Here is an 18,550-nt window from a genome sequence, read left to right as displayed (position 1 = left end):
CGCCTACTGTGAACTTTCCGCGAACCCTGCGCATAACCCCTGCATTTCCCCGCCGCGGGGACTAGATTCGGCTGGGATGCGGAACTGTGGCAATCGGTCGGCATCTACTGTTGGGCTCTGCAATTGGCGATCTTCGAAAGGAACAACGTGGCCGACACGCTGCGCGTAGGCGAAGAACTGGGTCTGGGTCAGTCCCTGACCGGCGGTGCGTACACCCTGACTCTGCAGCCGGACGGCAACCTGGTGCTGAGTGAGCCCGACGGCAACGTCGTCTGGGCCGCCATGACGCATGGGCAGGACGCGCAGCGCGCGGCTCTGCAGCACGACGGCGACCTCGTCGTCTACAGCGGTGGCGGTGCGCGGATCTGGGCGACCGACACCAGTGGGAAGAGCGTCGAGAAGCTGGTCGTGCAGCCTGACCGCAACGTGGTGCTCTACGGCACCGACGGTTCGGTCGCGTGGTCCACCGCCACCGACACCGACAACCCGCTGCCCGCTCCCGAGCCGGTCGCCGCCGCTCCGATCGCCGAAGAGGTCCCGCCGCCGCCGGCCGCGCAGACCTACACGGTCGAGTCGGGCGACACTCTGTGGGCCATCTCCGAGCGCTTCTACGGTGACGGCAACCGCTACCACGAGATCGCCGCGGCCTCCGGCATCGACAACCCGGACCTCATCAACCCTGGTCAGGTACTCACCATCCCGTAGTCACACACGAAAGTGGCCCCGAGGCAACAGCTTCGGGGCCATTCTCGTGTTCACGGCGCTACTTGGTCGTGGTGAACGGCAGCAGCGCCATCTCGCGCGCGTTCTTCACCGCGACGGCGACCTGACGCTGCTGCCGCGGGGTCAGGCCGGTGACGCGGCGGCTACGGATCTTGCCGCGATCGGAGATGAAGGTGCGCAGCAGGTTGACGTCTTTGTAGTCGACGTACTCGATGCCCGCGGCGATCAGCGGATTCTTCTTCGGCTTGCGGCCCTGGTCTGCCCGGGCCTTCTTGGACGGTGCTCGCTTCACTGCCATGGGATATTCCTTCTCACGAATCAGTTTGGGGAGTCTCTACCAGCTCGATTTGTGGACCCCCGGAAGTTCGCCCCGGTGGGCCATCTCGCGCACGCGAACACGGGAGAGGCCGAATTTGCGGAGATAGCCGCGTGGGCGGCCGTCAGCAGCGTCCCGATTACGCAATCGTACCGGACTGGCATTGCGTGGCTGGTTGCGCAGTTCGGCCTGTGCGGCGGCGCGCTCGGGCTCACCGGTGCTGGGCTTGCGGATGATCTCCTTGAGCTCGGCGCGACGGGCGGCGAACCGTTCGACGACCTCGCGCCGCTGTTCGTTGCGGGCGATCTTGGACTTCTTGGCCATCAGCGCTCCTCGCGGAAGTCGACGTGGCGGCGCACGACGGGGTCGTATTTGCGCAGGACCAGCCGGTCGGGGTCGTTGCGGCGGTTCTTGCGGGTGACGTAGGTGAAGCCGGTGTCGGCGGTGGACTTCAGCTTGACGATCGGCCGGATATCGGTCGATTTCGAGGCCATGTTCAGCTCCTAGATCTTGTCCCCACGAGCGCGGATGCGGGCCACCACAGCCTCGATCCCGTCGCGGTCGATGGTCTTGATGCCCTTGGTAGAGACCGTCAGCGTGATGCGGCGGCCCTCGCTGGGCAGGTAGTAGGTCTTGTGCTGGATGTTGGGGTTCCAGCGTCGGCTGGTGCGCCGGTGCGAGTGCGAGACAGCTTTTCCGAAGCCGGGCTTGCGACCGGTGACCTGGCAGTGGGCCGACATGCGACCTCCTTCCATGGTTATGACAACCATTTTCGACAACGATTATTCCGCACTGTACAGTCGCGCTGGAGTAAATGAAAATCATTGTCGAAAGGGGTATCGGGTGCTTGACCAGTCGGACCGGAGAACGCCCGTGGTGCTGCTGGCCGGCTTCTCGGGACCCGCCATGGGCGGCGTCGAACACATCGCGGAGACGTTGAGCGCGGACGCGGGCACCGTGGTGGTGCATCACGACCTCGCCGAACTTCGTGAAGGCGTGGTGCGCCGCACGGTGCGGACCGCGGGCAACGTGAGCACCACGGTGCTCGAACTCGCGCACGGATGCGTCTCGTGCACGCTGCGCGCCGATCTGCTGCCGATGCTGTGCACGCTCGCCACGCGCGACCATGTCGAACGCATCGTGCTCGCGCTGGATCCCGGCATCGAGGCCGAGGCACTGTGTCACGCGATCGCGAATGTCGTGGTGACCGGAGTCGCCGATCGCGTCGACGGGCCCGCCGGGCGTTCCGTGCGAATCGAGTCGGTGCTCACCTGCCTCGACGGTCAGCAGTGGCTGGCCGATGCCACCGGTGACGAGGTGCTGGCCGATCGGGGCCTGGCCTCCGCCGACGACGAACGCACCGTGGCGCAGGTGGCGGTCGGGCAGGTCGACTTCGCCGACGCGTTGGTGGTCCTCGCCGCGGGAGTCGACGCGCTCGATCGCGAACGCCTCGGGGCGGTGCTCGACCGGCTGGCGCCCGCGGCGCCGATCGCCTGGCTCGACGAATTACCCGGCTTCGATGCGATGGAGATCGGCGCCTTGCTGACCCGCGTGCCCGCTGATTCGCGCCGAGGCAGGATCTTCGACGCGCACGCGCCGCTGCTGCGTGGACAGCCGCCGCTGAGCACCGACTGCGGTGTCTCGATCGTCGAGTTCGCCGCGCGTAGGCCGTTTCACCCCCAGCGGCTGCACGAGGCGCTCGACGTTCTGCTCGACGGCGTTGTCACCGCTCGTGGCCGGGTCTGGTTGGCGACCCAGCCCGATCACGTGGTGTGGCTCGAGTCGGCGGGCGGCGGCCTGCGCGTCGGTGGGGCAGGGCGCTGGCTGGACGCGATGAGCGTCGAGGAACAGGTTGCCGTCGACCCCGATCGACGGGCGATGGCCGCGCTGGGCTGGGACGAGCGGTTCGGCGATCGCGATGTGTCGCTGGTGATCCTGGCCCACGACGCGGACCCCGTGGAGATCCGCCATGCCCTGCACTGGGCGCTGGTCGAGGACGACGAGCTGATGCTCGTCGAGCGGGCCCCCGAACGAGTCGCGTTGTGGGAGGACCCCTTCGGCGACTGGCACGAAGATCCCTGCGCCGACCCCACCGAGGCAACGGCTTCGGCGAGCGAGCGCACCAATCCGAGAGGAGAAACAGCATGAAACCGGGCATCCACCCCGACTACCATCCCGTCGTGTTCGAGGACGCGAGCACCGGGAAACAGTTCCTGACCAGGTCGACCGCGAACAGCGACCGGACGATCGAATGGACCGATGGGAACACCTATCCGCTCATGACGGTCGACGTGACGTCGGATTCGCACCCGTTCTGGACGGGCACCGCCCGCAACCTCGACACCCAGGGCCGGGTCGAGAAGTTCGAGCGCAAGTACGGAAAGCGCTCGCGCGCAGGCAAGGAAGGCTGAATCATGGCGGTTCCCAAGCGGAGGATGTCACGCTCCAACACCCGAAGCAGGCGCTCGCAGTGGAAAGCGGAAGTGCCACAACTGGTCCCGGTGACCGTCGGCGGTGTCGAGTACCGAGTGCCGCGCCGCATCGTCAGCGCCGTACGCAAGGGCATGATCGACCCCGCCCGACTCTGAAACAACGACGACGGCCGTCAGGAACCCCCTGACAGGCCGCCGTCGCACTACCGTCCTGGGTTTGCGGCCAGCCTCGGATCCGAGGGGCGAGACGGAACGGCGCAGCCGCAGTCTCGCCCCTCGGATTCGAGGCAACCGGGGGCCGCAAACCCCGCGGCGCCGGCCGCTAGAAGATTCAGCCTTCGCGTTCGGCGAGTTCCACCAGGGTCGCGGCGAGCTGGAAGAACTTGTTGTTGCCGAGGTCGGCGATGGTCTTGATCTTCAGCGCCTCGAGCAGCTGCTTGTCGTGCGCCTCGGTGAGGCCGGCCAGCGCCGACGGGGGAGCGGCGAGAATTTCGGCGAGCGTCTTGTTCTCGAATTCCTTGTCGAGGACTTTGTCGAGCACCACGTTTACGGCCATGCGAACTCCTTCGAACGAACCTTGTATGGGCTGGGCGAGACGAATGCGCCCTTCAGCGACCATAACTCGGTTGGCGCATCGCGTGGTGAGCTTCCGGGGGGTCGGCGGGATGTTCCGCGTGCCCGCCTGTTCAGGGGTCTTACCCCGACACTGTTGTGCCTGTTCACGGCCTTGCCGGAGGGGTGGGGCAACTGCCCCGTTAACGGTGTGATGCGCGCCACTTGGCGCGGACGCCCCGGAGGGCTAGCGGAATATTTGCTGTGAATCGAATTACCAACTCCTGGTTTGTTTTTCGCCACAAGAAAATTCCCGAACCACTGATGCGGAGTCCCTCGCGGGTATGTACTCTCGTGCACGAGGGCGGGTTCTCCGAGTCAGGGGAACCCGCTCATCGCCACTTCAGGGGCGGTTTTCGCGGTGATTCACCGCAGGTCGCGAGCGCTTCGATCAGCGGGGCGGAAGACCGGAAAGATTCCGACAAACCGGACGTTAGCTGGTTGGCCTCAGCGGGCCGGAATGGGCTGGCGCGCCTGGGCGGCGACGTCGCGCCGATCCGGGGCCACCAGCACCGCGGTGATCGGGACCGTCAGGCCTAGCGCACCGATCACGAACATCGGGAACACCAGGTCGAACAGCGGCATTCCGTCCGGTGTCCGGACCGCTGGATCGATCGAGAACTTCAGTGCGGCGAGCGCCGTGTAATACACCGCGGCGACGCCGAGCGCGAACAGCACCGACACCAACACCCGCACCGGTACCCGCCGGACCACCTGCGCCACCCACAGCGTGGCGGTGCACAGTGCCATCGACACCAGTACCGATACCCCGATGAGGCTCAGCGATTCCTCGACGGTGCCCTGCACGGCGAGCGCGTCCAGGGTCAGGTAGGTCGACAGTCCGACGCTCAATCCCATCGTCAGTCCGCCGATGATCAGCCGCGGCACCTGCGTGGTCCGGCCGCTGATCAGCAATCCGGCGAGCACGCCGACCACCGCGATGGCCAGCGCCGCCGCACCGAGCGCGACGTTGTACCGCACGGTGCTGTCGTTCACCCGCATCGCGAGCAGCGCGACCGAATTCGCCAGCCACAGCCCGACCCCGCCGAGCGAGACCGCGGCCATCGTCAGCCAGATCAGCCGGAACCGGATCGAGTACTTCGCGTGCCGGACGCAGGCGAACGACACCAGCGCCCCGAGTGCCGAAAGATCCAATGCGAGCCACGCGATACCGGTGCCGTGCGCGAAGGTTTCGGCACCGGTCGCGGCGAGCACATCAAGCACGCCTGCCCGCTCCTTCGAACTGCTGCGGCTCGAGTTGGGCAATGGCGTATTCGGTCACCGCCGCCAGTGCCTGACGGACCTCGACGGCGTTGCGCGCATCGATATCGACGATCGGGATACCCTCGCGCACCGAGAGCGCTTCGCGCAGTTCGGCGATGGGGAAGCGGGGGGCGTTGGGGAAGCGGTTCACCGCGATCAGGAACGGCAGTCCGCGCGCCTCGAAGAAGTCCACGGCGGCGAAACTGTCTTCGAGCCTACGGGTATCGATCAGCACCACCGCGCCGATGGCGCCACGGATCAGGTCGTCCCACATGAACCAGAAGCGCTTCTGGCCCGGCGTGCCGAACAGGTAGAGCACCAGGTTTCCGGGCAGCACGATGCGGCCGAAGTCCATGGCTACGGTGGTGGTTTCTTTTTCCGGCGTCTCGGCGAGGTCGTCGATGCCATCGGAGAAATGGGTCACCATCGCCTCGGTGCGCAACGGCACGATCTCCGACACCGCACCGACGAAAGTCGTTTTACCGGCGCCGAATCCGCCGGCAACGACGATCTTGGTCGATGCAACGCGTTGTTCTGTTGCCGGCGGGCGCATGCCATCAGAGGCCACGGAGTCCACGCAAAGTCCTCTCCATCAGTGATCGGCGTTCGTCGTAGCTCGCCTGTTCGGTCAGCGTCGAATGCACTCGAAGAATCCCGCCCACTACGAGATCGCCGATCATCACCCGGACCATACCCAGTGGGCGTCCAAGGTATGCGGCAATCTCGACGACAGAAAGCCGATGTGTGGCAAGACGCACGATTTCGATCCGCAAATCGCCTGCGGACCAGTCGTTGTGCGCTGTATAAGAGACCGTCTCGACGACTGCTTCCAACGGCAGTGCGATCGCGGGCTCGGTGCGGCCGGAGGTCAGGGCATAGGGCCTGACTCGCGTCGTCGGCCGGTGATCGGATCCGTAAGGGCTCGACATCTCACCTCAGCCGGCGGAGCGGGCGGTGGCGGTAACCGCCGAGCCCACCCGGTCGACGAGCAACGCCATCTCGTAGCCGATACGGCCGATGTCGTGGCTCTTGTTGGCGAGAACGGCCAGGTGCGAACCGTTTCCGACGCTCATCACCAGCAGGTATCCACGCTGCATCTCCACGATCGACTGCATCACTTTGCCGCCGTCGAACAGGTGCGCCGCACCCATCGACAGGCTCGCCAGACCGGCGGTGACCGCGGCCAATTGCTCGGCGCGGTCCGCGGGTAGATGAGGACTGGTCGCTTGGAGCAGTCCGTCGGCCGAGACGAGCACCGCGTGCGAGACGCCGGGTACGTCGCGGGTGAAGCGGGCGACCAACCAGTTCAGATTCTCGTCTGTGGGGTGCGCGTTGCTCATTCGAGGCCTCCGTCGTTGTGCTGGATCTCGGCACGGCCGCTACGGACGCCGCTGAGATGTCGGGTCAGGTTGTTGCGAATCTCCTCCGGGTCGCGATCGCCCGCCTCCTCCGCGGGGGTGAGCCCACCGGGGACGAGCTGAGCGCCCGGCTTGCGGATCGGCAGGCCGCCGCTCGTTCGCGAGGACGTGGGCGGGTGGTCCGCCTCGGCGGCGGCCGTCCAGCCCGCGTCGCCGGGGGCGCTCCACGACGCGCCGTTGCCGCTGTCGGATTCGGTACCGGCGGAAGCCGGTTCGACGAGCCACTCCGAGACCATCCGCTGGTAGATCGGGGTCGGCGCCGGGCCGGAGACAGGCTGCAAGCGGGTGCTCGTCGTCGGCAACGGGTCGGTGTCGATGGATCGCGACACCGGCTTCGGCTCGGGCTCTGGTTCCGGCTCCGGGTCCGGTTTCGGTGGCGCGGCGGGTGCGGACTGAGCGGCGAGCTCGGCCAGCGCGCTCGCGGGCACGCGCTGCGGCAGGCCGAAGGGCAGCGAGTCGGTGACCGTGGGGGGATCGGCGGACCCCGGGAGATCGTCGTCGGAGTCGTGATCGTGCTCGGCCCACATGCCTACCGGCGTCGCGTCGTCGTCGGGGTCGACGCGGACCGGTTCCGGTGGGGGTGCCGGTACCGCGGCCGGAATACGTTGCGGAAGGCCGACATTGGTGAGCGAGGAGTGGGACGTGCCCACGCCGTTGGTCGGGACGAGTGGACTCGGACCCGACGGCGTGAAGATCGCGGGCCCGGGCAGCGGGGAAGCGGGCAGATCGAGATCGGTCACCGCGTCCAGCGACACCAAGGGACGCGGTCCGGTCGGCATGATCGGATTCGGTCCGGTGATATCGGCCGGAGTCAGTGCGTACGGGCCGATTCCGGCGGGCATGATCGGGTTCGGCCCGGTCGGCGGACCCGACGACACCGGCGGTGACGGCGCGACGAGCGCGCTGGGCAGATGCACGCTGGCAGTGATGCCGGGCTGCGGCGCGGCACCGCTGGTACGGCGCAGGCTCACGGTGATGGTGTGGCGCTTGGCGAGCCTGCCGACCACGAAAAGACCCATGCGGCGGGCAGTTTCGATGGTGACCTCACCACCGGAGGCCAGCCGGTCGTTGGTCGTCTGCAGATCGTCGGCCGACATGCCGAGGCCGCGGTCGGTGATCTCGATCAGGTAGCCGCTGTCGACCGCCCGGCCGACGATGACCGCCACCGACGTGCTCGGCGGGGAATAGCGCAGCGCGTTGTCGATGAGCTCGGCGAGCAGGTGCTCGATATCGACCGCGGACTCACCGGCGACGACACCGTCGGGCACATTGCCGATCTCGACGCGCTGGTAGTCCTCCACCTGCGAGACCGCGCTCCACAGCATGTCAGACAGCGGCACCGGCGGCAGGTGGCCGCGGCGCAGCACGGTGCCCGCGAGCACGAGCAGGTTGTCGCCGTTGCGGCGCATGCGGGTGGCGAGGTGGTCGAGGCGGAACAGGGTCTGCAGGCGCGAGGGGTTGTCCTCGTCGTGCTCGAGTTCCTCGATGAGCGCGAGTTGCTGTTCCACCAGCGACTGGCTGCGCCGCGACAGCGTCTCGAACATGTTGCCGATCTGCAGGCGAAGGCGGGCCTGGTCGCCTGCCAGATTCAGGGCCTGCTCGTGGATCTCGTCGACGGCACGGGCAAGCTGGCCGATCTCGTCGGTGGAATGCACACCCACCGGCGTGATCTCCGGCGTGGCGCCGCCGCTGCGGACCACGGCCAGTTCGTCGGGCAGCTTCACGTGCGCCACTTCGAGCGCGTCACGACGCAGCCTGCGCACCGGCACCACCAGGGTGCGGGCCACGGCGAGGGCGAGCGCGAGCCCGGCCAGCAGCATGCCGAGCACCAGGGTGGTCTCGCGCAGGGCGCCGGTCTGGGCCGTGGCGGTATTGCTGTCGAGGGTGCTGTCGATCTTGTCGAGCAGCGCGGAGATGGTGGAGGCGTAGGTGTCGGCGCTGACCTGCAGCGTATTGAGCACCGCCGCGTTGGTGGTCGGGTCGCCGTTGTTCTGGCTGAACACGCTGATCCGGGTCTGGACCGCGTCGAGCAGCGCCGCCTGGCTGCCCGCGTGCTCGGGCAGGATTATCCCGTAGGTCTTGATCATGTTCGCTTCGGAGCCGAGCTCGACGAGCATCTTCGCCCGCGCGCTCTGACTGCGACCCGATTCGGGCGAGACGACCAGGGTGCGTTCGCGGGTGAGAATTCGGCGGGCCTGGTGCAGCGCGGTCAGCTGCAGGAAGTAGCGCTGCACGATGAAGTCCTCGACCTGGGGGGTCTTGGACAGCGCGTTGCCGATCCGTTCGCCGATCTCGTCGGTCTGCTCGCCGACCATCGCGGGGGAGCCGCCGCGCACGGTATTGCGCAGGGTGGCGCCGGTGGTGGTGGCCGCGGTGAGTTCACTGGCGACGCCGGCGTCGATGCGGGCCGAGCGCAGCGCGCTCTGCACCTCGGCGAGCGCCTGGTCGTAGTTGGTGAGCGCGGCGTCGGTCTGTGGGTCGGCGATCGCCCCCCAGTTGGCTGTCGCGGCCACGGCCAGTTGTTCGGTCGCGGTGGCGAATTTGACGACGGGTCGGATGACGGTGGCCTGTTCGGTCGCCGCGCCGAGCTGCGTCATCGTCTGCAGTTCGTTGTTGATCCGCAGCACGGCGAAGGTGGTCGCGAGCATCACCGGCAGCACCAGCACCACACCGACCTTGCGCGTTACCGACCAGTTGGACAGGCTGAATTGCCAGGAGCGCGATGCAGGTTCCATCCGCGTGCGTTGCCTCTGCTTCCACGTGTGACCCCGGCCCGCGCGGGGAGGTCGCGGAGCGATGCGAGCGCAGAACCAACTGGAGGTCTTCTTTTACCGCAGGAAAGATACCGTGCTGAGTGGGCAACGGCAATCCGGGCCACGCGGTCTGTAATTCGCCGAATATGCGCTGACACAACGACGATTCGTTCAGGTTTGTCAAGACCTACAACATACATCGCCTAGAACACGACGTTCGGCGCGCCGGGCCCTCTCAGTACGTTCTCAGTCGGTCACGGCAAACTACAGCACATGCGCATTCTGGTAGTCGACGACGATCGCGCGGTGCGGGAATCACTGCGCCGGTCACTGAGCTTCAACGGCTACACCGTCGACCTGGCCGTCGACGGTCTGGACGCACTGGAGAAAGTGACCGCAGCCAGGCCCGATGCTCTGGTTCTCGACGTCATGATGCCGCGTCTGGACGGCCTGGAAGTGTGCAGGCGGCTACGCAGTACGGGCGACGATCTGCCGATTCTCGTTTTGACCGCGCGCGATTCGGTGTCCGAACGCGTGGCCGGACTCGACGCGGGTGCCGACGATTATTTGCCGAAACCTTTCGCGTTGGAGGAATTGCTGGCGCGTTTACGGGCGTTGCTGCGTCGGCGAACGCCAGATCCTGGTGAAGCGTCGGAGGCGATGGTGTTCGCTGACTTGTCGCTGGATCCGGTCACCCGCGAGGTTTCGCGCGGCGAACGCGGGATCAGTCTGACGCGCACAGAGTTCTCGTTGCTCGAGATGTTGATGGCCAATCCACGCCGGGTACTCACCCGCGGCCGAATCCTCGAAGAGGTCTGGGGCTACGACTTTCCCACCTCCGGCAACGCGCTGGAGGTCTATATCGGCTATTTGCGCCGCAAGACCGAAGCCGACGGCGAAGAGCGACTGATCCACACCGTGCGTGGCGTCGGCTACGTGCTGCGCGAGACCCCTCCGTAGGCGGGCGGCATGGCATCCAAGGAACCCGCGGTCGCCGTACTCGGCAGGCCGCTGGACGCGAGCGAGATGCGTCCGCCGACCCCGCTGACCCGCTCGGTGTCGCTGCGCTGGCGGGTGACGCTGCTGGCGGCGTCGGTGGTGCTGATCGCCGTCGCGGTGACCTCCATCGCCGCCTATGCGATGGTGGCGCGCGCGCTGTACGCCGATGTCGACGCCCAGCTGGAGGCCCGCGCGGCCACCATGATCAACAACAACTTCGAGACCGCCGGTTTCCAGTCGATCGTGCTGGCCGGGCTGTTCTCCAACGATGTCGGCGTCGCGCTGATCTATGCCGGTCACAAGCCGTATATGCCGCCCCAGCAGACGATTCCGCCGGTCGGCGCCCAGGAACTCGCCGTGGCCGACGGCAAGATCAACTCCTCGCTGCGCACCGTCGGTGATCAGCGCGTGCTCGCCGCGCGCACGCACAGCGGCGCGACGCTGATCATCTCGCAGAAGCTCTATCGCACCCGTGAGGTGCTCGATCAGCTGGCGTGGCTGCTGTTCGTGGTCGGCGCGTGCGGTGTCGTGCTCGCCGCCGCGGCCGGCACCGCGGTGGGCCGTACCGGCCTGCGCCCGATCGCCCGCCTCACCGCGGCGACCGAGCGCGTGGCCCGCACCGACGACCTGACGCCGATCCCGGTGACCGGTGACGACGAATTAGCCAGGCTCACCGAGAGTTTCAACACGATGCTGCGGGCGCTGACCGAATCGCGCGACCGGCAGCGCCGACTCGTGGCCGACGCGGGCCACGAGCTGCGGACCCCGCTCACCTCGCTGCGCACCAATATGGAGCTGCTCATCGCCTCGGGCAGGCCCGGTGCGCCCCGGCTGCCGGACGAGGACATGGCCGAATTGCGCGCCGATGTGGTCGCCCAGATCGGCGAACTGTCGACACTGGTCGGCGACTTGGTCGACCTGGCCCGTGAGGACGCCCCCGAAACCGTGTACGAGCGGGTGGATCTGGGCGAGGTGGCCGAGCGTGCGCTCGAGCGTGCGCGGCGAAGGCGGGTGGGGATCACCTTCGTCGCCGATCTGGCGCCGTGGTTCGTCTACGGGCACGAGGCGGGCCTGGAACGGGCCGTCCTCAACGTCCTCGACAACGCGGCCAAGTGGAGTCCGCCCGACGCGGTCGTGCGCATCACCATGCGCCCGGCCGGTCCCGGCCTGCTCGAACTGGCCGTCGGCGACGCGGGCCCCGGTATCCCCACCGACGAACGCGAGCTGGTCTTCGAACGCTTCTACCGCACGACCGCCTCGCGGTCGATGCCCGGTTCCGGGCTCGGGCTCGCCATCGTCAAGCAGGTGGTGACCAAACACGGCGGCACCATCGCGGTGGACACCTCCGATCGTGGCGGCGCGCTGGTGCGCATCGTGTTGCCCGGGGAGGCGCCGACCGTTCTCGACGAGTCCGCGGCCGGGTGATCGTCGGAGTCACGGCGAACTGATAGTCCGATCTCAGGCGCCTCTCAGTAGCCGTCACGAAGCTGGTCTGCAAGCGTGAGGAGACAGACACCATGACCGACGATCCCCAGCGGCACCCTGCTGACCGCCCCGCCGAGACCGGCGGGCAACCGGATCAGCCTCCGTTCGGCGGGCACCAGGGCCAGCAGCCGCCCTACGGCGGCGAGGCCGCCCACACGGACCAGGCTCCCTACGGCGGGCACCAGGCCGAGCAGCCGCCCTATGGCGGCGAGGCCGCCCACACGAGCCAGGCTCACTATGGCGGGCCCTACGGCAACCCCGCGCCCTTTGGAAACACCGCGTCGTTCGGTCACCAGCATCCGCAGGGTGCTCCGGCCCCGCACGGCGTCGCGCCGCAGGCGTTCGGCCCCGCGCCGACTCCGCAGCGAAAGCCGTTGCGGCTCGGCCTGATCGCCGGAGCGACTGCCTTGGCACTGGTCAGCGGTGGTGTCGGTGGTGTCGTCGGCGTACTCGCCACCGACTCGAGTTCCGCACCGGTGACCAACGCGCTCGAGGCGCCCAAGCCCGCGGTGAACAATGTCGCCAACGCGCCCGCCGGGTCCACCCAGGCGGTGGCGCAGCGGGTACTGCCCAGCGTCGTGATGATCAAGGTCGCCGGTAGTCGTGCTTCCGGAGAAGGCTCCGGAGTGGTGCTGTCCACGGACGGGCTGATTCTCACCAACAACCACGTCGCCGCGGGCGCGGGCGCCTCGGCGAAGATGGAAGTGGTGTTCAGCGACGGCAGCACCGCGCCGGCCACCATGATCGGCGCGGATCCGGTGTCCGACCTGGCTGTCATCAAGGTCAGCGGCAAGACCGGGCTCACGCCGATCGAGTTGGGTACCTCCGACGGACTGGCGGTCGGCCAGCCCGTGATCGCCATCGGCTCGCCCCTCGGCCTGGCGGGCACCGTCACCACCGGCATCGTCTCCGCCCTCAACCGTCCGGTCTCGACCAGCGGCGAGGGAACCCCGAGCCAGGTGAACCCGGTGATCGACGCGATCCAGACCGACGCGGCGATCAACCCGGGCAATTCCGGCGGTGCGCTGGTCGACGGGCAGGGCAAGCTGATCGGCATCAACACCGCCATCGCCAGCCTCGGCGGCGAGGCGGCGGGCGGCGCCCAGAGCGGTTCGATCGGCCTCGGCTTCGCGATCCCGGTGGATCAGGCACGCCGGGTCGCCGACGAACTGATCAAGACCGGCCACGCCACCTACGCCCAGATCGGCATCAAACTGCGCCCGCAGGACACCGCCGCGCGCGTACTCGAGGCCACCCCCGACGGCCCGGCCGCCAAGGCGGGCATCCCCGCGGGCGCGGTCATCACCCGCCTCGACGACCGTCCCATCGACTCGGGCGACGCGCTGATCGCCGCCGTCCGCTCGCACCAGCCAGGAGACAAGGTGAAGGTGACCTATACCGACGAACAGGGCGGCAATGCCAAGACCGTCGAGGTCACGCTCACCGCGGCGGCGGCCGAAGGCGGCCGATGATGCGTTCGAACGCAAACCTGTCGTGCGTAGGCGCTACGGTGATGACCATGGACATCGATGCTCCCGTGGCAGGGCGCGCACTGGTTGTTGTCGTCGACGATCGGACGGCTCATGGCGGCGTGGATTCACTCGGCCCCCTCGTCACCGAATTGCTCAACGAGGCCGGGTTCCTCGTCGACGCCTCGGTGACCGTGCAGGCCGAGGAGGTCGAGATCCGCAACGCTCTCAACACCGCGGTAATCGGCGGTGTCGACTTGGTGATCTCGGTCGGCGGCACCGGCATGTCGCCGCGCGATATCACCCCCGAGGCCACGACCCAGGTGCTCGACCGCGAACTGCCCGGCATCACCGAGGCGCTGCGCGCGTCGGGCCGGGTGGCGGGCTCGCTCGACGCCGGTCTGTCGCGTGGCGTCGCGGGCATCTCCGGCAGCACCCTGGTGGTGAACCTGCCGGGTACCCGTGCGTCGGTCCGCGACGGCATGGCCACCCTCGGCCCGCTGGCCAGCAAGGTGATCGGCGAACTGTCCGGTCTGGACGAATGACCTCCGTTCCGCGTGACGCGGTTCCCGACTCCGAGGAGGGCCGGGAACCCACGTCGGCGGACGAGCTCCGGCGCAAGGCCGCCGAGGCGGCGCGGCTGGCGAGGATCTTCGGCGATGTGCTGCCCGAGACCACCGGTGACGAGCGCGGCGACCGATCACGCGACTCCGGCGCGGACGAATGGTTACGGTCCCAGGTTCCCCCGCATCACGGGTGATCGGCCCGTTATCTACGTAGCCGCTACGTAATAAGCGGTATCGGAAAAGGCTAATTCGGTGCGAACTCGCACTGCCGACAAATACTCGAGACCACGCGAAAGCGTGGTCTTTTGTCGTTGGAAGGCCCGAATCGTCACCCGCGGCTATCTCCTGTCAAGGTGTCATGACAGGGGCCTTCGCGACTACATCAATGCACGTCAAAGCATGTGGCGATGTACGAATGTGTGCTGTGCTTCACAGTGAAATTTACGAACTCTTACATTGCCGTATCCGTGGAACGGCGTTTAATGTTCGCCATTGAGCCACCAACTATCGGTCCCCGCAGTACTCCCGCTTCTGTGCGTTGAACCACCCGGTGGAGCCCTGGCTCGGGTTCGCCACACCGGCCCCGGCCGTATCGTCGAAATAACAGTTAGTTACGTAACGGCAACAAAGGGGCGACACACTGATCTGGGCCCTGTGAGGTCCACTTGTCCGGCTTCGAAAGTCGAGGTCGGCTGTTAGACACCTGATGAGGGGAAGTATGAGCGAGAACCGCACCACCGGTGTGCGCCGTGGCGTCCGTGCCGCGGGCGTCGGCGCTGCCGCGGCCGCCGTGGCCTTGGGCCTGCTGTCGACCGGTGCCGCCAATGCCGACACCTTCGTGCCGTTGCCGGACGGCCAGAAGGTCAGCCCTGCTGGCGTGACCATCACCCGCACCCATGAGTCCGCGCTGATCTCGCCGTCGCTGTCCGCCAATGGCGCGGGTCGCGTCGTGTGGGTCTCGGGCACCGCGGTCGCCGAGGTCAACGAGACCCCCGAGGGCGAGGTCGGCCCGTGGAACGGCCCGACCGGCCGCCCCGGTTCCAACAATTCCTCCACCCATGGCGCCTCCCAGCTGAACACCGGCTACATCGTCGGTTGCCAGGTGAGCATCGCCGATGACGCGATCGGCGCCGGCCTGTCCGGTGGCCTGAGCACCGGCGGCGTGACCGCCGGCGGCTCGATCGGCGTGAACCTGGGCCCGGGCGAGGTCAAGTTCGTGCAGATCAGCTCGAAGGACATCCTGAAGGCCGGTACGTACGCGATCGATTACCAGGACGCGGAAATCGAGATCCAGGGCTGCGCCGGCTACGCGCAGGCTCGGGCCTACACCGTGGTCGAGATCATCGGCGACCACTACTCGAAGACCACCCTGTACGGCATGCCGTTCAGCATCGGCTGACGTCTTTCGATCCGGCACGAATCTTCTTCTCGCTTCGGCGAACTCAATCCTCGAGGGACAAATCCTATGATCAACCGTAAGTTCATGGCGAAGGTGGCGGGCGTCAGCGCTGCGGCCACCGTGGCCGTCGGCCTGTTCTCGACGGGCGCGGCCAATGCCGATACCTTCGTTCCGCTGCCGGGTGGCCACATCACCAAGACGCTGTCCGACGGCACCGTTGTCGATATCGCCCTGGTCGGCGAGTCGGCCAACATCAACCCGTCGCTGGGTTCCACCCCGGTCCACCGCAACGCGTGGGTTTCGGGTAGCGCTCAGGTCTCCGTCTCCGACGGCGGCTCCGGCAAGATCTTCCCCGGCTATACCGTGGGTTGCCAGGTCAATATCGCGGGCGGCGGCGTCTCCGGCGGCGGCGACCTCGGCAGCGACTGGGAGGGCAACGTCGAGGCGGGCGTGACCTCCGGCGGCGAGCTCTCGCTCGGCCCCGGCCAGTCGAAGTCGTTCTACGTCCTCGACCTCGAAAAGGCCGACGACTACGGTTCGGAGTCGCACGGCAAGTCGAACAAGTTCAAGGACGGCTCGGGCTCGGTGACCTGGTCCGACGAGACCATCGGCCTGACCGGCTGCGGCGGCTACGCGCAGGCGCGTGCCTTCGTCTCCGTCGAGGTCGAGACCGACAACGTCATCTCCTGGGTGACCCTGTGGGGCGCTCCGTTCAGCCTCGGCTGATCTGTTCGCATCCCGCACTCGAAACGGGCCGGTCGCTCTGCGACCGGCCCGTTTTGTGTGCGCGCACTCCGATAGCGCTGGACATTACGAGTCAGTCTCACTATGTTGAAGCCGAATCGACCGCTCTTGCAGTCGAAGTCACTTGCGTTTTCGTTCGCCGATCGGCTGAGCTCGCGCTGATCCGGTGACCAACAGCTTCTCGATCCACCTCCCGGCAGGGCGCATCTGTCCTGTTGCCAGCGGTGCCTGTCCTTGTGACACACCCCAGCTGGGTCCGGGCGCAACACAGATATCGACCTCGATGGCCGAGGTCGGATTTGCGTACCTCGAGGGGAAGAATGAGCGAGAACCGCACCAACCGCGGGCGTCGCGGCGCTTGGAGCGTGGGCGCCGCCGTGGCCGTGACGATCGGCCTGTTGTCGGCCGGTGCTGCCGCGGCGGACACCTTCATACCGTTGCCGGACGGCCAGAAGGCCGGCCCCGGCGTCACTTTGAGCCGTACCGGCGAGCATGCCGTGGTCTCCCCGTCGCTGGCCGCCAACGGTGCTGGTCGCGTCGTGTGGGTGTCGGGCATCGCCCGCGCCGATGTGCAGGTCACGCCGGAGGGCGAGGTCGGGCCGTACAACGGTCCGACGAACCGTTCCGGCTCCAACAATTCCTCGACGCATGGTGCGTCACAGCTGAATACGGGTTACATCGTCGGGTGCCAGGTGAGCATCGGCGACGAGGCGATCGCTGCCGGGTTCGCCGGTGGAGTATCGAACCTCGGCGCCTCGGCCGGTGGCGCGATCGGCCTTCACCTCGGCCCCGGGCAGGTCGCCTTCGTGCAGATCGATGCCAAGGACATTCTGAAGCCCGGCGTCTATTCGGTGGAGTACCAGGACGCGGAGATCGATCTCCAAGGCTGCGCGGGCTATGCGCAGGCCCGGTCCTACTCGGTGGTCGAGATCATCGGCGACCATTACTCCAAGACCACGCTGTACGGAGCGCCGTTCAGCATCGGCTGATCCTCGGCCGAATCGAAACTCTTTCTCGTTCACACGAATTCACCCTCGAGGGGTCACTGTGATGATCAACCGTAAGAGCATGGCGCGCGCAGCCGGATTCATGGCGACGGCGACTGTGGCATCGGGTCTGCTGTTCACGGGTGCGGCCGATGCCGACACCGTCGTTCCGCTGCCGGGTGGCCACATCACCAAGACGCTGTCGGACGGCACCGTCGTCGACATCAGCCTGGTCGGCGAGTCCGCCAATATCAACCCGTCCATGGGGGCCACTCCAGCCCATCGCAACGCCTGGGTTTCCGGCAGTGCGCAGGTCTCGGTGTCCGGTGACGGCGGTGGCAAGATCTTCCCCGGTTACACCGTGGGTTGCCAGGTCAATATCGCCGGTGGCGACGCGCTCGGAGACGCCGGCGGCGAGGTCGTGGAGGGCGTGGAGTTCGGCGAGGTGAACACCGGCGGCGAGCTCACCGTCGGTCCCGGCCAGGCGAAGTCCTTCTACGTCCTCGATCTCGAAATGCCCGACGACTACGGCAACGAATCCCACAAGACCCGCAATGCCTTCAAGGGCGGGTCGGGCTCGGTGACCTGGGCCGACGAGACCATCGGCCTGTCCGGCTGTGGTGGTTACGCCCAGGCTCGTTCCTTCGTGAGCGTCGAGGTGGAAACCGACAACGTCATCAGCTGGGTGACTCTCTGGGGTGCGCCGTTCAGCCTCGGCTGAGCAATCGCCAGCTCTGAATTCGGGTCCCGCTCACCAGGTGAGCGGGACCCGATGCGTTGTGGGGGTGCCGGATCAGTAGGTCTTCTTACCGTCGGTATCCGATGCCGGTTCGGCCAGGTAGCTGTGCTTGCCGTTCGAGCGGCTGTGCTGTTCGGCGAGCAGGTCTCGGATCTGGATGAGCAATTCGTTTTCGCTGAGCTTCTCGTCGGCGGCGGAGAACCGCTTCTTCGCCCTGGTCGCGGGCACCACCAGGACGAAGTACAGGATCAGCGCGACCAACACGAAGTTGATCGCCGCGGTGATGATCGGCCCGATTTCGATGAAGGTGGCCGGTTTGTCCGCGATGAGCTGGAAGCCAAGCCCCATCTCGTTCGATCCGCCGAACACCGCGAGCAGCGGATTGATGATCCCGGTGGTGAACGCGGTGACGATCGCGACGAATGCCGTGCCGATGACGACGGCAACCGCCAAGTCGACCACATTGCCGCGGAGTAGGAAATCCCTGAAACCTTTGAGCATTGCCGATGTCTCCTTCGTACAGGAGCCGGCCCGTGGCGCTGCGCTCCATATCGAATGTTGCGAAACGGTCTGCTTGGTTCCTATCTGATGCTAACGAGAGTTCGGGCAAATTTCTCGCGAACTTCGCCGCGGGCGACAGAGGCGG

24 protein-coding genes are annotated in these 18,550 nt (G+C 67.0%); 13 read left to right on the top strand and 11 right to left on the bottom strand.

What is annotated here, in order from left to right:
- Positions 1-147 precede the first annotated feature (147 nt).
- Entirely contained in the window at positions 148-705 is a 558-nt protein-coding gene (locus tag QX204_RS28505) for a LysM peptidoglycan-binding domain-containing protein (protein WP_301903596.1), read from the top strand.
- 58 nt (positions 706-763) lie between these two features.
- On the opposite strand, the gene rpsR is transcribed toward QX204_RS28505, so the two are convergent.
- The 4 genes from rpsR to rpmB are packed head-to-tail and all read right to left on the bottom strand — an operon-like array spanning position 764 to position 1,779.
- Positions 764-1,021: a 30S ribosomal protein S18 gene (gene rpsR / locus QX204_RS28500; protein ID WP_301903595.1), complete on the bottom strand. Its 258-nt coding sequence runs from the start codon at positions 1,019-1,021 to the stop codon at positions 764-766.
- 36 nt (positions 1,022-1,057) lie between these two features.
- Positions 1,058-1,363 (bottom strand): 30S ribosomal protein S14, encoded by a 306-nt coding sequence (rpsN, locus tag QX204_RS28495; protein WP_301903594.1) that lies wholly within the window; start codon positions 1,361-1,363, stop codon positions 1,058-1,060.
- The gene (rpmG, locus tag QX204_RS28490) at positions 1,363-1,533 is read right to left on the bottom strand and encodes a 50S ribosomal protein L33 (protein WP_056813994.1); all 171 of its coding nucleotides are present in this window, start codon (positions 1,531-1,533) and stop codon (positions 1,363-1,365) included. The genes rpsN and rpmG overlap by 1 nt, the downstream gene beginning before the upstream one ends.
- Before the next feature lie 9 nt (positions 1,534-1,542).
- Entirely contained in the window at positions 1,543-1,779 is a 237-nt protein-coding gene (gene rpmB, locus QX204_RS28485; protein WP_301903593.1) for a 50S ribosomal protein L28, read from the bottom strand.
- Positions 1,780-1,882: 103 nt separating this feature from the next.
- Here rpmB and QX204_RS28480 point away from each other — a divergent pair, with 103 nt between their 5' ends.
- From QX204_RS28480 to rpmF, 3 genes are read left to right on the top strand one after another with little or no spacing between them, the layout of a single operon-like run.
- Positions 1,883-3,187, top strand: coding sequence for a ribosome hibernation factor-recruiting GTPase MRF (locus QX204_RS28480; protein WP_301903592.1), 1,305 nt, complete (start codon positions 1,883-1,885; stop codon positions 3,185-3,187).
- A complete protein-coding gene (locus tag QX204_RS28475; RefSeq protein WP_301903591.1) occupies positions 3,184-3,450 on the top strand; it encodes a type B 50S ribosomal protein L31 in 267 nt (88 codons plus the stop codon). Before QX204_RS28480 ends, QX204_RS28475 begins: the two co-directional genes overlap by 4 nt.
- A gap of 3 nt (positions 3,451-3,453) precedes the next feature.
- On the top strand, positions 3,454-3,627 hold the full coding sequence (gene rpmF / locus QX204_RS28470) for a 50S ribosomal protein L32 (protein WP_301903590.1): 174 nt from the start codon (positions 3,454-3,456) through the stop codon (positions 3,625-3,627).
- Between the two features lie 175 nt (positions 3,628-3,802).
- Here the strand turns inward: rpmF and QX204_RS28465 are convergent, their stop codons facing one another.
- From QX204_RS28465 to QX204_RS28440, 6 genes are all read right to left on the bottom strand, one after another.
- Positions 3,803-4,027 (bottom strand): hypothetical protein, encoded by a 225-nt coding sequence (locus QX204_RS28465; protein WP_278261368.1) that lies wholly within the window; start codon positions 4,025-4,027, stop codon positions 3,803-3,805.
- Between the two features lie 503 nt (positions 4,028-4,530).
- Positions 4,531-5,307: an MHYT domain-containing protein gene (locus QX204_RS28460; RefSeq protein ID WP_301903589.1), complete on the bottom strand. Its 777-nt coding sequence runs from the start codon at positions 5,305-5,307 to the stop codon at positions 4,531-4,533.
- Positions 5,300-5,899, bottom strand: a complete 600-nt coding sequence (locus tag QX204_RS28455) for a GTP-binding protein (protein ID WP_056813977.1) — start codon at positions 5,897-5,899, stop codon at positions 5,300-5,302. The genes QX204_RS28460 and QX204_RS28455 overlap by 8 nt, the downstream gene beginning before the upstream one ends.
- 4 nt (positions 5,900-5,903) lie before the next feature.
- The gene (locus tag QX204_RS28450) at positions 5,904-6,275 is read right to left on the bottom strand and encodes a DUF742 domain-containing protein (RefSeq protein WP_056813973.1); all 372 of its coding nucleotides are present in this window, start codon (positions 6,273-6,275) and stop codon (positions 5,904-5,906) included.
- Positions 6,276-6,281: 6 nt separating this feature from the next.
- Positions 6,282-6,686: a roadblock/LC7 domain-containing protein gene (locus QX204_RS28445; RefSeq protein ID WP_056813970.1), complete on the bottom strand. Its 405-nt coding sequence runs from the start codon at positions 6,684-6,686 to the stop codon at positions 6,282-6,284.
- Positions 6,683-9,499, bottom strand: a complete 2,817-nt coding sequence (locus QX204_RS28440; RefSeq protein ID WP_301903588.1) for an ATP-binding protein — start codon at positions 9,497-9,499, stop codon at positions 6,683-6,685. Before QX204_RS28440 ends, QX204_RS28445 begins: the two co-directional genes overlap by 4 nt.
- A gap of 291 nt (positions 9,500-9,790) precedes the next feature.
- On the opposite strand from QX204_RS28440, the gene QX204_RS28435 reads away from it, so the two are divergent.
- The 9 genes from QX204_RS28435 to QX204_RS28395 all read left to right on the top strand — a co-directional run bounded on the left by QX204_RS28435 (position 9,791) and on the right by QX204_RS28395 (position 17,886).
- Positions 9,791-10,477 (top strand): response regulator transcription factor, encoded by a 687-nt coding sequence (locus QX204_RS28435; RefSeq protein ID WP_056813964.1) that lies wholly within the window; start codon positions 9,791-9,793, stop codon positions 10,475-10,477.
- Between the two features lie 9 nt (positions 10,478-10,486).
- Positions 10,487-11,941 carry a sensor histidine kinase gene (locus QX204_RS28430; protein ID WP_301903587.1) on the top strand — a complete coding sequence of 485 codons (1,455 nt, stop codon included), beginning with the start codon at positions 10,487-10,489 and terminating at the stop codon, positions 11,939-11,941.
- 92 nt (positions 11,942-12,033) lie between these two features.
- Complete coding sequence (locus QX204_RS28425) at positions 12,034-13,473, top strand: trypsin-like peptidase domain-containing protein (protein WP_301903586.1); 1,440 nt, start codon at positions 12,034-12,036, stop codon at positions 13,471-13,473.
- 47 nt (positions 13,474-13,520) lie between these two features.
- Complete coding sequence (locus tag QX204_RS28420; RefSeq protein WP_228537147.1) at positions 13,521-14,015, top strand: MogA/MoaB family molybdenum cofactor biosynthesis protein; 495 nt, start codon at positions 13,521-13,523, stop codon at positions 14,013-14,015.
- Positions 14,012-14,230, top strand: a complete 219-nt coding sequence (locus tag QX204_RS28415) for a hypothetical protein (protein WP_301903585.1) — start codon at positions 14,012-14,014, stop codon at positions 14,228-14,230. The genes QX204_RS28420 and QX204_RS28415 overlap by 4 nt, the downstream gene beginning before the upstream one ends.
- A 524-nt stretch (positions 14,231-14,754) precedes the next feature.
- Positions 14,755-15,435: an MspA family porin gene (locus QX204_RS28410; RefSeq protein ID WP_056813945.1), complete on the top strand. Its 681-nt coding sequence runs from the start codon at positions 14,755-14,757 to the stop codon at positions 15,433-15,435.
- Between the two features lie 66 nt (positions 15,436-15,501).
- Positions 15,502-16,161, top strand: a complete 660-nt coding sequence (locus QX204_RS28405; RefSeq protein ID WP_301903584.1) for an MspA family porin — start codon at positions 15,502-15,504, stop codon at positions 16,159-16,161.
- Between the two features lie 338 nt (positions 16,162-16,499).
- The gene (locus tag QX204_RS28400) at positions 16,500-17,168 is read left to right on the top strand and encodes an MspA family porin (protein WP_301903583.1); all 669 of its coding nucleotides are present in this window, start codon (positions 16,500-16,502) and stop codon (positions 17,166-17,168) included.
- A 61-nt stretch (positions 17,169-17,229) separates the two neighbouring features.
- A complete protein-coding gene (locus QX204_RS28395; protein WP_301903582.1) occupies positions 17,230-17,886 on the top strand; it encodes an MspA family porin in 657 nt (218 codons plus the stop codon).
- A 72-nt stretch (positions 17,887-17,958) separates the two neighbouring features.
- Here the strand turns inward: QX204_RS28395 and mscL are convergent, their stop codons facing one another.
- Complete coding sequence (mscL, locus tag QX204_RS28390) at positions 17,959-18,405, bottom strand: large conductance mechanosensitive channel protein MscL (protein WP_301903581.1); 447 nt, start codon at positions 18,403-18,405, stop codon at positions 17,959-17,961.
- Positions 18,406-18,550: the final 145 nt, after the last annotated feature.

The organism is Nocardia sp. PE-7 (assembly GCF_030486425.1).
Taxonomy (GTDB): domain Bacteria; phylum Actinomycetota; class Actinomycetes; order Mycobacteriales; family Mycobacteriaceae; genus Nocardia; species Nocardia salmonicida_A.
The sequence above is the reverse complement of the archived record's forward strand: the minus strand, read 5'-3'. Positions and strand labels throughout refer to the sequence as shown.

Coding starts and splice junctions, on each gene's coding strand:
- QX204_RS28425 (WP_301903586.1), top strand. CDS start 12,034: ATGACCGACGATCCCCAGCGGCACCCTGCTGACCGCCCCGCCGAGACC.
- QX204_RS28420 (WP_228537147.1), top strand. CDS start 13,521: ATGGACATCGATGCTCCCGTGGCAGGGCGCGCACTGGTTGTTGTCGTC.
- rpmB (WP_301903593.1), bottom strand. CDS start 1,779: ATGTCGGCCCACTGCCAGGTCACCGGTCGCAAGCCCGGCTTCGGAAAA.
- QX204_RS28450 (WP_056813973.1), bottom strand. CDS start 6,275: ATGTCGAGCCCTTACGGATCCGATCACCGGCCGACGACGCGAGTCAGG.
- rpsN (WP_301903594.1), bottom strand. CDS start 1,363: ATGGCCAAGAAGTCCAAGATCGCCCGCAACGAACAGCGGCGCGAGGTC.
- mscL (WP_301903581.1), bottom strand. CDS start 18,405: ATGCTCAAAGGTTTCAGGGATTTCCTACTCCGCGGCAATGTGGTCGAC.
- rpmF (WP_301903590.1), top strand. CDS start 3,454: ATGGCGGTTCCCAAGCGGAGGATGTCACGCTCCAACACCCGAAGCAGG.
- rpsR (WP_301903595.1), bottom strand. CDS start 1,021: ATGGCAGTGAAGCGAGCACCGTCCAAGAAGGCCCGGGCAGACCAGGGC.
- QX204_RS28455 (WP_056813977.1), bottom strand. CDS start 5,899: ATGCGCCCGCCGGCAACAGAACAACGCGTTGCATCGACCAAGATCGTC.
- QX204_RS28405 (WP_301903584.1), top strand. CDS start 15,502: ATGATCAACCGTAAGTTCATGGCGAAGGTGGCGGGCGTCAGCGCTGCG.
- QX204_RS28395 (WP_301903582.1), top strand. CDS start 17,230: ATGATCAACCGTAAGAGCATGGCGCGCGCAGCCGGATTCATGGCGACG.
- QX204_RS28465 (WP_278261368.1), bottom strand. CDS start 4,027: ATGGCCGTAAACGTGGTGCTCGACAAAGTCCTCGACAAGGAATTCGAG.
- QX204_RS28440 (WP_301903588.1), bottom strand. CDS start 9,499: ATGGAACCTGCATCGCGCTCCTGGCAATTCAGCCTGTCCAACTGGTCG.
- QX204_RS28445 (WP_056813970.1), bottom strand. CDS start 6,686: ATGAGCAACGCGCACCCCACAGACGAGAATCTGAACTGGTTGGTCGCC.
- QX204_RS28430 (WP_301903587.1), top strand. CDS start 10,487: ATGGCATCCAAGGAACCCGCGGTCGCCGTACTCGGCAGGCCGCTGGAC.
- QX204_RS28410 (WP_056813945.1), top strand. CDS start 14,755: ATGAGCGAGAACCGCACCACCGGTGTGCGCCGTGGCGTCCGTGCCGCG.
- QX204_RS28415 (WP_301903585.1), top strand. CDS start 14,012: ATGACCTCCGTTCCGCGTGACGCGGTTCCCGACTCCGAGGAGGGCCGG.
- QX204_RS28475 (WP_301903591.1), top strand. CDS start 3,184: ATGAAACCGGGCATCCACCCCGACTACCATCCCGTCGTGTTCGAGGAC.
- QX204_RS28400 (WP_301903583.1), top strand. CDS start 16,500: ATGAGCGAGAACCGCACCAACCGCGGGCGTCGCGGCGCTTGGAGCGTG.
- QX204_RS28435 (WP_056813964.1), top strand. CDS start 9,791: ATGCGCATTCTGGTAGTCGACGACGATCGCGCGGTGCGGGAATCACTG.
- rpmG (WP_056813994.1), bottom strand. CDS start 1,533: ATGGCCTCGAAATCGACCGATATCCGGCCGATCGTCAAGCTGAAGTCC.